This is a genomic window from Spirillospora sp. NPDC127506 (assembly GCF_040302145.1).
Taxonomy (GTDB): Bacteria; Actinomycetota; Actinomycetes; order Streptosporangiales; family Streptosporangiaceae; genus Spirillospora.
Genome location: NZ_JBEORG010000030.1, coordinates 53,680 through 66,687, shown reverse-complemented (window position 1 = coordinate 66,687; position 13,008 = coordinate 53,680). Strand labels below are relative to the sequence as shown.

Genomic DNA, 13,008 nt, shown 5'->3' with positions numbered 1-13,008 from the left:
CGTTACGGGAGCTGCAGCGGGAAGGCCGCCGCGCGGGCGTAGAGCTTGTACAGCTTGAACGGGCCCGCGAAGGACAGCCCGCAGGCGTTGTCGAGCATCTTGGTCGCGTTCTGCTCGCTCAGCGTCGTGCCGCGCGCTCCCGGATGGTCGATCTGGCCGCCCATGAACACCGCCATCTTGCCCAGCATGTGGTCGCGCTGCTCGGTCGTCATCTCGTGCCAGGAATGGCAGGTCATCGCGGCGAGCCTCGCGTCGTTCAGCTCACTGCTCTCCGGGTGGTCGTGGTCGCCGGCGGGCGCCGTCCTGGTCGCGGCCTTGGCGGTCGTCGCCTTGGGGGTCGTGAACCAGGGGCACGGCCCGCCGGGCTTCAGGTTGGCCATGCAGGTGAGCAGCTCGATCTCGTTGCCCAGGTTGCCGAACCCGAAGCTGAGGAACGGCGCCTTGCCGTTCAGGCAGTCCGGCAGGTCGGCGGGCGAGGTGGTCACGGTCCCGTTGCCGTACCAGCAGTTGCCGGTGTTGCCGGGGAAGGCGTCCCACCAGAAGTCCAGGCCGTTTCCGGTCATGCGGTTGCCGTAGAACTGGTTGCGGTGCGAGGTGGACAGCTTGAACGGGTCGCAGCCCGTCATGGGCTCGTCGGCGCAGACGAACGCGTCCGGGACGGCGAACAGCATGGCCCCGCGCCGCCAGTTGTCGCGGAAGGTGTTGTTCCGGATGACGTTGTCGTCGCCGCCGGCGATCCACATCCCCGTCCCCACCGGGACGGGAACGGTCGGCACCACGTCGCTGTCCGCCAGGTAGGGGTTGAAGTTGTTGGAGAAGAAGTCGTTGTTCTCGATGAGGTCGCCCTGCTGCGGGAAACCGGGGTGCCCGGCGGCGGTGAACACGTCGGTGGTGAAGCCGAGGGCGTTGTCGTAGAAGTTGTTGTGGTGCACCCAGGTGGCGCTGCCGTCGGTGCCCGAGTAGCCGCTGGCGTTGTGGTGCGAGTCGCAGTAGCGGATCTCCTGGCTGTAGCGCGCCGTGGGGTAGACCTTCTCGTCGCGTCCGGCCCCGGTCTTCGCGCCCGACCCGGGATACAGCCCGGAGTCGCCGTTGCCTGCCGCCTCGCAGTTCTGGATCAGTCCGTGGTCCTCGACGAAGGTGAGCACGCCGTACTCGCCCGCGTAGAAGGTCTTGAAGGCGTCCAGCAGGTACCCGTTGCTCTCCAGCACGTAGATGTCGTGCTCCTCGGCGTGCCGGACGGTCAGGTTCCGCAGCACGAACCCGTCGGCCCGGTCGGCGCGGATGCCGACGTCCTTCGCCGAGTTGCGCGGGCCGCCGTTGCCGGACGACGGGTCACCGGCGTCCACGACCACGTCGTCGGCGCTCACGCCCGACCCTTCGAGCTGGAGGTTGCAGCGCACGCACGGGCCCCGGTTGGGGATGCCGTGCCGGTCGACGAGCGGCGGGTCCGGGTCCTGGCCGGGGCCGGGGGCCCGGCCGAGCACGGCGATCAGGTTGGCGTCGTTCTGGCACATGTACTCGCCGAGGTAGGAGTACGCGCCCGTGCTCAGCTTGTACTTGTCGCACGCGGGGTCGTGGGTCGGCTTCTGGCGCGCCGTGGGCTCGGTGTAGAGGCCCGGCATCACCACGACCCGGTCGTTGTTCCGCGAGTCGGTCACCGCGGGCTGGATCTCGTCGTACCGGCACCGGTCGAACAGCGCCCGGTTGATCTGCCTGAGGCTCCGCGCCTCGGCGGCGCTGAGCGTCCGGTGGTCGTGCGGGCGGACGTCGTAGCCCGACTTCAGCGCCCGCTTGATGGAGGCGTCCAGCCGCTCCAGCGAATCGGGCCGGCACACGACGCGGGTCGTGCTCCCGGGGACGTCCTCGACGGCGGAGGCCAGGCTCCGCGGCGTCGGCACCTTCCCGCCCGCGCACGGGTCGACGGAGCAGTCGGGGCCGGGGGACGGCCAGTACGACGGCCGCTCGATGTGCGCCAGCGCCGCCGGCGCCATGCCGAGGACCAACACCGCCGCGGCCGCCGCAGGCAGCCACGACCTCCTGAGAAACCGCGGGCCCATGCGGTACTCCCTCGCTCAGCGTTCCATGCCGATCCCCCGAACGCTTGCTCGGTACGTATGGAACCACGATCTTCAAATCCGAGGAAGTCTCACAACCAGACTGTTATCGATCTTCACGGCGGAGCCCGCGGTGCCGGGGGCGGTCATGGCGCGCCGGATCCGGTGATCCTCGCCTGGACGCCGGCGACCAGGTCCGCCGCGTGCGGACCGGCGGCGTAGCGCGCCGCTTCGATGCCGTCGGCGGCCGCGGCGAGCGGGTCGGGGTTGGTGGCGCGGTGCAGTGCGAGCCAGACCCAGCGGTGTTCGCCGTCGTGGAGCTGGGAGCGGCGGGCGCGCCGGTGCGCGTCGGGGGTCAGTTCGCGGGCCGCGATGCTGGCGGTGATGTCGGGATCGTCGCCGAGGCCCGCGTAGCGGGCGGCCTGCGCGGCGGCCCACCAGGCCAGGTCCCGCAGAGCGGATTCGGGCAGCCCGGCCAGCGCGTGGGGGCCGAGCGGGTCGCCGGGCCTGGGACGGCTGGGGAGCAGCGGCGGCAGGTCCGGCACGATCCGGAAGGCGATGTCGGCGGCCTCGATGCGGGCGAGGTGCTCGGCGGTGATGCCGTGGCCGGTGAAACGCTGGACCGCCGTCAGGCCCATCATCGTCTTGCCCCGGTGGAAGTCGGCGAAGTCGAGACCGGCGAGCACCGCGTCGAGCCGGGGCGGCGCGTCCAGGGGGCCGAAGGGTTCCTCCGACAGCAGCACTTCGCCGTGCTCGGCGAACGACAACCGGGTCAGCGCGTTGACGTTCCAGTACATGCTCGCGGCCCGCCCGCCGGACGACGCGCGGGTCAGCACGGGCCCGGTGGAGCCCTGCCAGCCGTTGTACTCCACGGCGAGCACGGCGCCGCCGATGTCCAGCACCGCCACCCAGGGATCGATCGACTCCCGGTCCAGCATGTCCTCGGCGATGGCCCGCAGAGACTCCGGCCGGGCGGGGTCCGCGCCGAAGGCGCGCAGCACGCCGGCCGCGTCCGCCCCGGTCACCACCGTCACCGTCGCGGCCTCCGACAGGGAGCTGCGGCGCACCCACCGGTAGGCGCTCTCCGGCGGCTCGGGACGCACCGGCTCCGGCTCGCCGCGCAGCCGGTGGCCGAGCCGGTCGGTACGGGCGTGCACGATCTCGGGCGCGGCGGGCGCCTCCCACACCACCAGCTCGTAGGACTCGGTTCCGTCTTCGTCGTCCCGGCCGCGGGCGTGCACCCGCAGCCGGTACTCGCCCGGCCAGGGCGGGGTGACCCGGCGCAGCTGCGGCTCGACCGGCCGGGCGCCGACCACCGAGGCGCCGCCGGCGGCCGCCCGCCAGCTGACCTCGACGACCTCGTCCCAGCCCTCGGCGACCTCCGGCGGCGGACTGTCCGACACCTGCAGCACCACCCGGACGTTCCCGGTCTCGACGCCGGTGCGGATCACCGCGCCGCCCGCGACGACCGCGACCAGCCCGTTGCCGCTGAAGCCGACGTCCGGGATGTCGCCGTCCTCCAGGAGCGCGAACCGGTGCCCCGACACCTGGACCGCCCCGGCGCACCCCAGCGGCAGCAGGTATTCCTCCCGCGCCTTGGCGAGCACTGCGGCGGCGTAGCCGGGCGGCATCGGCGCCTCCCGCAGCAGCAGCGCCGCAGTGCCGATCGCGACGCCGATCACCCCCGGCGGTTCGAGGGCCCAGGGCCGGACGCCCGCCCGGTGCAGGACGGCGGCGGCGGTGGACACGGCCAGCGCGAGCCGCGCCGCGCCGTGCGCCGCTGCCGCCTCCCGCTCGTCGGTGACCTCCGGGGACACCTCCAGCAGGGCGGCCACCCGCGGGTGGACGGCCAGCCGCCGGGCCAGCGCGGCGACCAGCGGCACCGCGCCCGGCCGGACCCGGTCCAGCACGGCCGCCCCGTGGACCGCCTCGCTCGTCCCGGCGACGGTCGCCATGCCGAAGCCGCCGGTGAGCGGCTCCCCGAGGAGCCCGGTCAAGTCGGGGGCGCCGGCCAGGTCCAGTTCCGGGACGGTCAGCTCCAGCGCGCCGAGCAGGCGTTCGACCAGCAGGGGCGGCAGCGAGCCGAGCGCGTCCAGCACCGGCGAGTCGCCGGCCCCGGGCCGGCCCGCGATGTGGAACCGGGGCCCGCCATGGGGCCCGCCATGGGGCCCGGCCGCCGCCCCCCGGATCGGCCATGTGCCGTCGGCGGCCGCCCGCAACCGACCCAACTCCGCCGCCGGTGCCTTCGGAACACGGGCGCCGACCAGCCGCATCGCCGCGGCGACCGGCCCGGCCAGCTCTTCGACCACCTCATCGGGAACCTCGACCACAGCACCCCCGCGACCGCCGGCACTTGCAAGACGGACAAGACCCTAGCCGCCGGCCGGGACATGTTCTCCGCTATCCGACGTCCTCGGAGGCTTCGCCGGGGCCGTGGAGGTCGGCGAGCGCGACGTGTTCGGCCACCTCTTCGATGTCGCGGCAGTACGCGACGAGCCGTCCCCGCCGAGTCACCACGAACCATGCCTCGCCTTGCCGTGCGTCGCGATGCTGGGCTTGAGCGAGGGTCAGGTCTCCGTCGTCGAGGGCGACCACTTCGACGCGTATCCCGTCCGGCCCTACCAGGTGCCGCGGATTGGCCATGGCTCGCAGTGTGCACCTGTCGAGGGGCGGGGTCCATAGGTCGCCGTGTGCCGGCGGCAACTGATGGGACGCGGGCGGACCAGGCGGCCGTGAACGTGGGGCATAGCGGGTTCTATGCGATTTTCGGCGCCCGCCGGAGTGTCAGATCTCGGCCGCCGGCGCGCCCGCCGGCTGGATGAACACCCCGTCCGCCTCCACGGTCACGCCTTCGGCGTCGGAGATCGACGCGACCACGAAGACCTTGCGGCCCTCTTCGCGGACGATGCTCGCCTCCAGGTGCAGCGGCCCGAGGGGAGTGCCGCGCCGGTAGCGCATGGTGAGCGTCCCGGTGAAGGTCGTGCGGCGCATCGCGGACGCCGTCACGCCCATGATGTGGTCGAGGAGCATCGCCGACACCCCGCCGTGCACCAGACCCGGCGGCCCCTCGTACGCCGCGCCCAGGACCACGTCGGCGTGGCACCCCGACGAGTCGTGGACGACGTTCAGGGGCGGGGCGATCGCGTTCGCCGCGCCCACGACGGCGTTGCCCCAGTTCCAGGCCCGCAGCTCGCCGTTGTACCTGACGCCGGCGGGGCCGGGCAGCTGGGAGGCCCGCAGCCGGCCGACGAGCGCGGCGACCTCCTCGCGGACCCGGTGGACCTCGTCGTCGTCGACCGTCGTGCGGATCGCCGCGTCGACCAGTTCGCGGACGGTTCCGGCCAGCGACGCCAGCACCGCCTCCCGGCGGTCGACCTCGGGGGTCGGCGTGTCGTCGCGGACGAACCCGCCCACGCCCACCGCGCCTGCATCGGGGAAACGGCCGCTCGTCATGCGCAGACCGTATACCGCGCGGACGCCGGCCGACAAACTTCACATAGATGTTTCTATGTGTCGATCGGGGGCTCGCCGGGCCGCCCCGACCTACAATCGGCCCGTGACTGAGCCCTCGTCCGCCCGGGGCGCGGAGCCGGAGGACCCGGCCGGCGCCGGCCCCCGGCTGAACGCGCGGGGCGCCCGGCTCAACCGGCGCGGCCTGGAGACCCGCGCCCGCGTCATCGGGACCGCGATCGACATGCTCGCCGACAGCGAGCACGGCGGCGGGGTCAGCGCCAACCTCGTCGCGAAGCGCGCCGGGGTCACCTGGGGCACGGTCCAGCACCAGTTCGGCGGCGTCGACGGGCTCTGGGCCGCCGTCCTCGAAGAGCTGGGGGACCAGGGCGACATGCTGCCGTGGACGGAGGCGGACGACGGCTCCGTCCACGAGCGGATGAGCCGCATCGTCGACGCCCTCTGGTCGGGCCTCGACTCGCCGGCCGGCCGGGCGGTGGCGGCGCTGCGGAGCCTGCTGCCCCGCAACACGGCCGAGTTCACCGAGGCGTACCCGCGGACGGCCGAGCAGCTCGGCCGCTGGGAGCGCCGCTGGCGGCGCGCCTACGCGCGGGCGTTCCGCGGGCTCGTCGTCGACGCGTACCGGCTGGAGCGCGTCCGCCACCTCCTGCCGGCCGCCGTCCACGGCCTCTATCTGGAGCAGCGCCTGAGCACCTGGACCGACATCGACGACGCGCGCGCCGTGCTGGCCGAGTCGATCGCGGGCTACCTCGACCGCCGGGACTGACGGGCCGGGGGCGCCGGGCACACCACCGCCCGCGGCCGCCCCGGTTCGAGGCGCGCCGAAATATGGAGCTTCTTCACGAATTGGTATTGCCGGAGAGTGGAACGGGATAATCTAATGATCTTCGATCCCGCACGATTCGATCCCGCACGATGTCCGGAGACAGGGGCACCATGACCGAACAGCATCCTCCCGTCCAGATCCCGACGGACGTTCCCGCCTCCGCGCGCATCTACGGATGGACGCTCGGCGGCAAGGACAACTACGAGATCGACCGGCAGTTCGCGCTCCAGCACCTCCCCGCGTTCCCCGAGATCCTGGACATCGCGCGGGAGAACCGCCTGTTCCTCTACCGGGCGGTGCGCTACCTGGCCGAGGAGGCCGGCGTCCGGCAGTTCATCGACATGGGCTGCGGGCTGCCGACGGAGAACAACGTCCACCAGGTCGCCCAGCGGTTCGCGGACGACCCGCGGGTCGTCTACGTCGACATCGACCCGATCGTCCTGGTGCACGGGCGGGCGCTGCTGGCCGACAACGGGACCACGACCGTGATCAACGCGGACATGTGCGACCCCGAGGCGGTGCTCACCCACCCCGACACCCGGCGGCTGATCGACTTCTCCGAGCCGCTCGCGGTGCTCTACCTGTCGGTCGGGCACCACCTGTTCGACCAGGACGACCCGCGCAAGGTGGTGCACAGCGTCTTCGACCGCGCGGTCCCCGGCAGCCATCTGGTCTTCACCCAGATCGTCTCGGACGACCCCGAGCGCAGGGCGGCGATCGACGCCGCCGCGAACGGCGCGGGCATGCCGTGGCGGACCCGCAGCCGCGCGGAGGTCGGCGCGCTGCTGGCCGGCCCGACCCCCGTCGAGCCCGGCCTGGTCGACATCCGGCGGTGGCGGCCCGACCCCGACCAGCCGCCGCTGGCCCCGGTTCCCGCCGAGCTCGCCCAGTTCGTCGGCGCCTCCGAGAAGCACGGCGACCTCTGCGAGTACGGGGGCGTCCTGGTCAAGTGACGCCGGTCAGACGGGCGTGATCGGCAGCGCGCGGCGGGGCTCGAACGCGAAGCCGGCGCCCGTGCTGAACCGCACGACCGCGACCTCGCCGGCCTCCGGGGCCGGCCGGTCGCGGCGGACGACGGCCAGCCGCCATCCCTCGGCGGTGCCCGCGGCCTCGACGTCCAGATGGGCGTCGGCGGCGCGGACGATCGCCTGGAGCGGGGCCGTCCAGCCGGGGCCGCACAGCGAGATCCAGGCGCCGTCCTCGTGCGCGGGGGACGGCCGGACGACGATCTCCGCGCCGTCGGCCTCGGCGTCGACGTAGGCCGCGGGATTGAGGAGCGGGTGGAGCGCCAGCAGCCGGGCCGCCCCCTCCGCGTCGCCGGGCAGGTCCAGCGCGCGGGCGAGCCGTTCGGCGGCGATGCCGGCGATGCCCACCAGCTGCTTGCGGCGGATCCGGAGCAGTTCGTCGGCGCCGGCGGCCCGTTCCGCCACGGCGAGGGCGAAGGCGTGGTCGAGCAGGTGCATCTGCAGGCACACCTCGTCGGCGATCCGGGCCAGCGCGGAGCGGGAGAAGGCGGCGAAGTCCAGATCGGACAGCAGCGGGCCCGAGTAGTCGGCGAGGCCCTCGTCCGCCGGGTCGATCGGGGCCAGGTCGAGGTTCGCGGCCCGGGAGCGCTCGTTGACCGCGAGCAGGGGGATGCCCTTCGCCTCCGGGTGGGACTCGTCGATGGTGACCGTCCAGGCGCAGTGGGGGCGCCGGTCGGCGGGCGTGCGCGGCGGCCGGTGGATCGGCCGCACCCGGGCCTTCGGGTTGGTGGCGACGGCGGTCGCGTCGAAGGTGGGGTCCTCGATGTTGTGGCACATGGACCGGACGTAGTCCTCACCCATCGGCTCGACGTCCATGAGCGCGCCGCAGTGGTCGAGGTGGAACTCGCCGTGCCGCCGGTCGTGGACGGTGTAGCGGAAGTCCATGAACTGGGGCGGCGCCCCGATGTCGAGCTGGAGTCCCTTGAAGATGGTCGGGACGTCGCCCTTGCCCGGCGCCTCGGGGGCGTAGCCGAGCGCCCGCTGCATCCGCCGGGTGTAGATCGGGCTCGACGCCGCCCACTCCTGGATCGCGATCCGCGCCATCTCCTCGCGGCCGAACGCGGAGATGCACCACGCCATCCCGGAGCGGTCGATGAGCTGCCCGATCAGCAGCAGTTCGGGCACGAGGACCGCGAGCCGCTCCCGGGGCAGGTCGGCGTAGCGGCTCGGGCGCGGCTGGGGCATCTGCCGGTCTCCTCGGTCGCGGGGGTGCGGTCAGCGGGGGGCCAGGCCGAGCCGTGCGGCCGTCCTGTCGAGGTACTTGAGCACCGTGGCCTCGTCGGCGTCCGGCACCCCCCAGATCAGCTCGGAGGCGCCCGCGGCCTCCCATTCGGCCCGGGCCTCGGGGGTGGGTTTCCTGGTGACCAGGATCCGCACGTCGGGCTCGCCCGCCCGCCCGGCCTCGGACCACTCCTTGCGCAGCAGGTCGGCCCGCGCGGCGATGTCGGTCTCGATCGGGGTGGTCATCCAGCCGTCGGCGTTGCGGGCGATCCACTTCATGGTCTGCGGGCCGCCGCCCGCCCCGATGATCACCGGGATCCGGCCCTGCGGCGGCTTGGGGTAGGCCCAGCTCGGCCCGAACGACACGAACTCGCCGTCGTAGGACGCCTCCTCCTGCGTCCACAGGGCGCGCATGGCCTCCAGGTACTCCTTGAGGACGGTGCGGCGCCGGTCGCCGGGGACGTGGTGGTCGGCCAGCTCGTCGGTGTTCCAACCGAAGCCCGCGCCGACCGTCACCCGGCCGCCCGACAGATGGTCCAGGGTCGCGAGCGTCTTGGCGAGGGTGATCGGGTCGGACTCCACCGGCAGCGCGACCGCGGTGGCCAGGCCGATCCGCCGGGTCACCGCGGCGGCGGTCGCCAGCGACACCCACGGGTCGAGGGTGCGCAGGTAGCGGTCGTCGGGCAGGTCCTTGCCGCCGGTGGGGTGCGAGGCGTCCCGGCGGACCGGGATGTGGGTGTGCTCGGGGACGTAGAAGGTGTCGAAGCCGCGCTCTTCGGCGGCCTTGGCGAGGGCGGCGGGGGCGATGCCCCGGTCGGAGGTGAAGAGCACGATTCCGTTGCGCATGGCGCCATAGTAGAACGTGTTCTACATACTCTGGAATACTGACTGGACAGCTGTCTATCCGGAGGAGCAGCATGGCCGTCCGCGTCCTGCACGTGGCGACCGGCAACGTCGGCCGCATCGCCCTGGCGCAGCTGATCGAGGATCCCCGCTTCGAGCTGGCCGGGCTCGTGGTGTCCAGCCCGGAGAAGGTCGGCCGCGACGCCGGTGAGCTGGCCGGGCTCGACGTGGTCACGGGCGTGGCGGCCACCGGCGACCTCGGCGCGGCGCTGGCCGCCCGGCCGGACTGCACCGTCTACTGCGCGCTCTCGGAGACCCGGCTGTCCGAGGCGCTCGACGACGTCCGGCGGATCCTCGCCGCCGGCAGCAACGTCGTCGCCTCCTCGCCGGTGCCGCTGATCTACCCCTGGGGCCTCCTCCCGGACCGCATGATCGACCCCATCGAGGACGCCTGCCGCGAGAGCGGGGTGAGCGTCTTCGTCACCGGAGTGGACCCCGGCTGGGTCAACGACCTGCTGCCCTTCGCGATCGCCAGCACCTGCCAGCGGGTCGAGCAGGTGCGCTGCTCGGAGATCGCCGACTACGCGACCTACGACGGCGGCCCCGTCATGTTCGACTTCATGGGGTTCGGCAGGCCCGTGGGCGACCTGCCGAAGATGTTCAAGCCGGGGATGCTGGCGGCGTCCTGGGGCGTTAGCCTCCGGATGATGGCCCGCGGGTTCGGTTTCGAGCTGGACGACATCACCGAGTGGTTCGAGCAGGAGCCGGCGCCGGAGGCGTTCGACGTGGCCGCCGGGCACATCCCCGCGGGCGGAGTGGCCGCGATGCGCTTCCAGATCCGCGGGATCGCCGCCGGCCGGGAGGTGCTCGTCATCGACCACACCACCAGGCTGCGCGGCGACCTGCGCCCCGACTGGCCGCAGCCGGCGCAGGACGGCGGCTCCTACCGGCTGGAGATCGCCGGCGAGCCCTCCTACCGCGTGGACGTCTGCCCGTCCAGCGCGAGGGGCGACCACAACTACGCCGCGATCGCCGCCGGAGCCGGGCGCATCGTCAACTCGATCCCGGACGTCGTCGCGGCGCCGCCGGGCCTGCGTACCCCGCTCGACCTGCCCTTCAACACCGCCCGCGGCGTCTTCGCGACGGCGCCGGCCGACTGAGACCCCGCCGGAGAGGAGACCAGTGATGGGACGCGTGGCCGGGAAGGTCGCCCTGATCAGCGGAGGCGCGCGCGGCATCGGAGCGGCCGGCGCCCGCGCGCTGGCCGCCGAGGGGGCCAGGGTCGTGATCGGCGACATCCTCGACGACGAGGGCGGGGCCGTCGCGGACGAGCTGGGCGACGCGGCCCGCTACGTGCACCTCGACGTGACGCGCCCCGAGGACTGGGCGGCCGCGGTCGAGACGGCCGTCGGCGAGTTCGGCCGCCTGAACGTCCTCTTCAACAACGCGGGGATCGCCAACGGCGCCGCCATCAACCGGTTCAAGCTGGAGAAATGGCAGCGGATCATCGACGTGAACCTCACCGGCCCGTTCCTCGGCATCCGCGCGGCCACCGACGCGCTGATCGCGGCCGGCGGCGGCTCGATCATCAACAACTCCTCCATCGAGGGCCTCCGCGGCACGTCCTGGGCGCACGGCTACGTGGCCTCGAAATGGGGCCTGCGCGGCCTGACCAAGTCGGTCGCCGTCGAACTCGCCCCGCACGGGATCCGCGTCAACTCGCTGCACCCGGGACTGATCCGCACCCCGATCACCGAGGGCATCCCGGACGACATGGTCCCGATCCCGCTCGGACGCCCGGGGCAGCCCGAAGACGTCGCCTCCTTCGTGGTCTTCCTGGCCAGCGACGAATCGTCCTTCGCCACCGGCTCCGAATTCGTCATAGACGGGGGCACCGTCAGCCAGATCCCGCACAAGGCCTGACCGCGCCGGGCACCCGGGAGAGGGGAGGCCGGGTGCCCGGCGACGGTGTCAGGCGGCGTAGGTCTCGAACTCGGCGACCCTGGGGGTGCCGTTCGAGCCGGTGATGTTGAAGGTGATCTTCCGCAGCGAGACCGGGGAGAAGGCGATGACGCCCGCGCCGCTGCCGGAGGCCAGGACGGCGCCGGTGTCGTGGTCGAGGACCTGCCAGGAGCCGATGTTGCCCACGGCGTCGGCCGCCTCCCGGATGTTGATCTTGGACACCGTGGTGGCGGAGCCCCACTTGATCGAAATGGAGCCGGTCGAGCCGTTCGGCGACCAGTAGGTGCTCATGTCACCGTCCCGGACGTTGCCGTAGCTCGTCCCGCTTGCCTTGCTCGATCCATCCGAGCCCGCGCCGATGCTGAGGTTCGTCCCGCTGGGCGGATCGGTCGGCGTGGGGTCGGTGGGCGTGGGGTCGGTAGGCGTCGGCGTCGGGTCCGGCGACTGAGGTGTGCAGTTGCCGTCCGACACCCGCAGGCCCTTGTTGGCGCCGGCCGTCTGGCTCACGATGTCCGGCACGCAGGAGGCTCCGTCGAGGCTGTAGGAGTACGGAATGCTGACCGAGGTGTTGGACTGCACGTTGGGGCCGGCCGGGTGGTTCTCCTCGCCGGGCCGGCTCCAGGTCACGTTGTCGAAGATGTTGCCGCTGACCTGCCAGTAGCCGAGCTCGTCGGTGTAGAAGGTGCCGAGGACGTCCTTGGAGTCCTCGAAGTAGTTGTTCTCCACCTTCACGTGCGCGCCGACCCGGGAGTTGATGCCCGACTTGCTGAGGCCCACGAAGTGGTTGTCGTAGGTGTGGGCGGTGCCGGCGCGCAGCAGCGGCGTGCGCGAGTCGATGTTCTGGTACAGGTTGTGGTGGAAGGTCACGAAGCCGTTCGACGTGTCGCTCTCGCTGGACCCGATGAGCCCGCCGCGGCCGGAGTTGCGCAGGATGCTGTAGGACAGCGTCACGTACCGGGTGTTGTTCTTCATGTCGAAGAGCCCGTCGAACCCTTCGTCCTCGCCGCCCGACGCCTCCAGGGTGACGTGGTCGACCCAGACGTTGCGGACGTCGCTCTCCATGCCGATGGCGTCGCCGCCGTTGGACGTGGGCGAGCCCGACTTCTTGACGTTCCGGACGGTCACGTTCTGGATGACGATGTTGCTGGACTGGCGGATGTGGATGCCCAGCTGGTCGAAGACGGCGCCGCCGCCGACCCCGACGATGGTGACGTTGCTGATGTCCTTGAGCTCGATCTTGTCGTCGGCGGTGTTGCAGCTGTCGCCCGACACCTTGCTGGTGTTGCCGTGGTTGATCGTGCCCTCGACCTGGATGGTGATCGGGGTGCTGCTGCTGGCCCGGTTGCACAGCGCCGCGTGGATCGCGGTGCCCGTGGTGGCGCGGACGGTCTGCCCGCCCGCGCCGCCGGTGGTCCCGCCGTTCTGCGTCGCGTAGCCGGTCGCGCCCCCGGCCGCCGCCGACGTCTGCGGCGTCGACAGGACCACGCCGGCGGTCGCCGCGAGGGCCGCCGCGGCCGACGCCGCGGAGAGTCTCAGTGCCGATTTCCGTCTCATGCTCGCCTTTCCTTCCGTGTGTGCCGGTTCTGTGCGCTGGTCCCGGCGGCTG

11 protein-coding genes are annotated in these 13,008 nt (G+C 72.6%); 4 read left to right on the top strand and 7 right to left on the bottom strand.

All coding sequences use genetic code 11. The annotated features are described in order from the left end of the window. Window positions 1-2 precede the first annotated feature (2 nt). The 4 genes from ABTW95_RS25555 to ABTW95_RS25540 all read right to left on the bottom strand — a co-directional run bounded on the left by ABTW95_RS25555 (window position 3) and on the right by ABTW95_RS25540 (window position 5,507). Complete coding sequence (locus ABTW95_RS25555) at window positions 3-2,057, bottom strand: right-handed parallel beta-helix repeat-containing protein (RefSeq protein WP_396446512.1); 2,055 nt, start codon at window positions 2,055-2,057, stop codon at window positions 3-5. Between the two features lie 143 nt (window positions 2,058-2,200). After that, complete coding sequence (locus ABTW95_RS25550) at window positions 2,201-4,363, bottom strand: DUF6461 domain-containing protein (RefSeq protein WP_500227594.1); 2,163 nt, start codon at window positions 4,361-4,363, stop codon at window positions 2,201-2,203. Between the two features lie 91 nt (window positions 4,364-4,454). Next, window positions 4,455-4,697 (bottom strand): hypothetical protein, encoded by a 243-nt coding sequence (locus ABTW95_RS25545; protein WP_396446510.1) that lies wholly within the window; start codon window positions 4,695-4,697, stop codon window positions 4,455-4,457. Window positions 4,698-4,838: 141 nt separating this feature from the next. Continuing rightward, window positions 4,839-5,507, bottom strand: coding sequence for a PaaI family thioesterase (locus ABTW95_RS25540; RefSeq protein ID WP_396446509.1), 669 nt, complete (start codon window positions 5,505-5,507; stop codon window positions 4,839-4,841). A 103-nt stretch (window positions 5,508-5,610) separates the two neighbouring features. Between ABTW95_RS25540 and ABTW95_RS25535 the strand changes: the two genes are divergently transcribed. Both ABTW95_RS25535 and ABTW95_RS25530 read left to right on the top strand, forming a co-directional pair. Further along, window positions 5,611-6,291, top strand: a complete 681-nt coding sequence (locus tag ABTW95_RS25535) for a TetR/AcrR family transcriptional regulator (protein ID WP_396446508.1) — start codon at window positions 5,611-5,613, stop codon at window positions 6,289-6,291. A gap of 170 nt (window positions 6,292-6,461) precedes the next feature. Next, window positions 6,462-7,304: an SAM-dependent methyltransferase gene (locus ABTW95_RS25530; RefSeq protein ID WP_500227593.1), complete on the top strand. Its 843-nt coding sequence runs from the start codon at window positions 6,462-6,464 to the stop codon at window positions 7,302-7,304. Between the two features lie 6 nt (window positions 7,305-7,310). On the opposite strand, the gene ABTW95_RS25525 is transcribed toward ABTW95_RS25530, so the two are convergent. Both ABTW95_RS25525 and ABTW95_RS25520 read right to left on the bottom strand, forming a co-directional pair. Continuing rightward, window positions 7,311-8,561, bottom strand: a complete 1,251-nt coding sequence (locus tag ABTW95_RS25525; protein ID WP_500227592.1) for a hypothetical protein — start codon at window positions 8,559-8,561, stop codon at window positions 7,311-7,313. A gap of 30 nt (window positions 8,562-8,591) precedes the next feature. After that, window positions 8,592-9,443 (bottom strand): LLM class F420-dependent oxidoreductase, encoded by an 852-nt coding sequence (locus tag ABTW95_RS25520; protein WP_500227591.1) that lies wholly within the window; start codon window positions 9,441-9,443, stop codon window positions 8,592-8,594. A 71-nt stretch (window positions 9,444-9,514) separates the two neighbouring features. Between ABTW95_RS25520 and ABTW95_RS25515 the strand changes: the two genes are divergently transcribed. Together ABTW95_RS25515 and ABTW95_RS25510 are read left to right on the top strand one after the other, a co-directional pair. Then, window positions 9,515-10,600, top strand: a complete 1,086-nt coding sequence (locus tag ABTW95_RS25515; RefSeq protein WP_500227590.1) for an NAD(P)H-dependent amine dehydrogenase family protein — start codon at window positions 9,515-9,517, stop codon at window positions 10,598-10,600. 25 nt (window positions 10,601-10,625) lie between these two features. Beyond that, on the top strand, window positions 10,626-11,363 hold the full coding sequence (locus ABTW95_RS25510) for a glucose 1-dehydrogenase (protein WP_500227589.1): 738 nt from the start codon (window positions 10,626-10,628) through the stop codon (window positions 11,361-11,363). 48 nt (window positions 11,364-11,411) lie between these two features. Here the strand turns inward: ABTW95_RS25510 and ABTW95_RS25505 are convergent, their stop codons facing one another. After that, window positions 11,412-12,956: a pectate lyase family protein gene (locus ABTW95_RS25505; protein WP_396446502.1), complete on the bottom strand. Its 1,545-nt coding sequence runs from the start codon at window positions 12,954-12,956 to the stop codon at window positions 11,412-11,414. Window positions 12,957-13,008: the final 52 nt, after the last annotated feature.

Bases quoted from the DNA above. Each gene is read 5' to 3' on its own strand.
- ABTW95_RS25555 (WP_396446512.1), bottom strand. From the start codon at position 2,057: ATGGGCCCGCGGTTTCTCAGGAGGTCGTGGCTGCCTGCGGCGGCCGCG.
- ABTW95_RS25545 (WP_396446510.1), bottom strand. From the start codon at position 4,697: ATGGCCAATCCGCGGCACCTGGTAGGGCCGGACGGGATACGCGTCGAA.
- ABTW95_RS25540 (WP_396446509.1), bottom strand. From the start codon at position 5,507: ATGACGAGCGGCCGTTTCCCCGATGCAGGCGCGGTGGGCGTGGGCGGG.
- ABTW95_RS25530 (WP_500227593.1), top strand. From the start codon at position 6,462: ATGACCGAACAGCATCCTCCCGTCCAGATCCCGACGGACGTTCCCGCC.
- ABTW95_RS25525 (WP_500227592.1), bottom strand. From the start codon at position 8,561: ATGCCCCAGCCGCGCCCGAGCCGCTACGCCGACCTGCCCCGGGAGCGG.
- ABTW95_RS25520 (WP_500227591.1), bottom strand. From the start codon at position 9,443: ATGCGCAACGGAATCGTGCTCTTCACCTCCGACCGGGGCATCGCCCCC.
- ABTW95_RS25515 (WP_500227590.1), top strand. From the start codon at position 9,515: ATGGCCGTCCGCGTCCTGCACGTGGCGACCGGCAACGTCGGCCGCATC.
- ABTW95_RS25510 (WP_500227589.1), top strand. From the start codon at position 10,626: ATGGGACGCGTGGCCGGGAAGGTCGCCCTGATCAGCGGAGGCGCGCGC.
- ABTW95_RS25505 (WP_396446502.1), bottom strand. From the start codon at position 12,956: ATGAGACGGAAATCGGCACTGAGACTCTCCGCGGCGTCGGCCGCGGCG.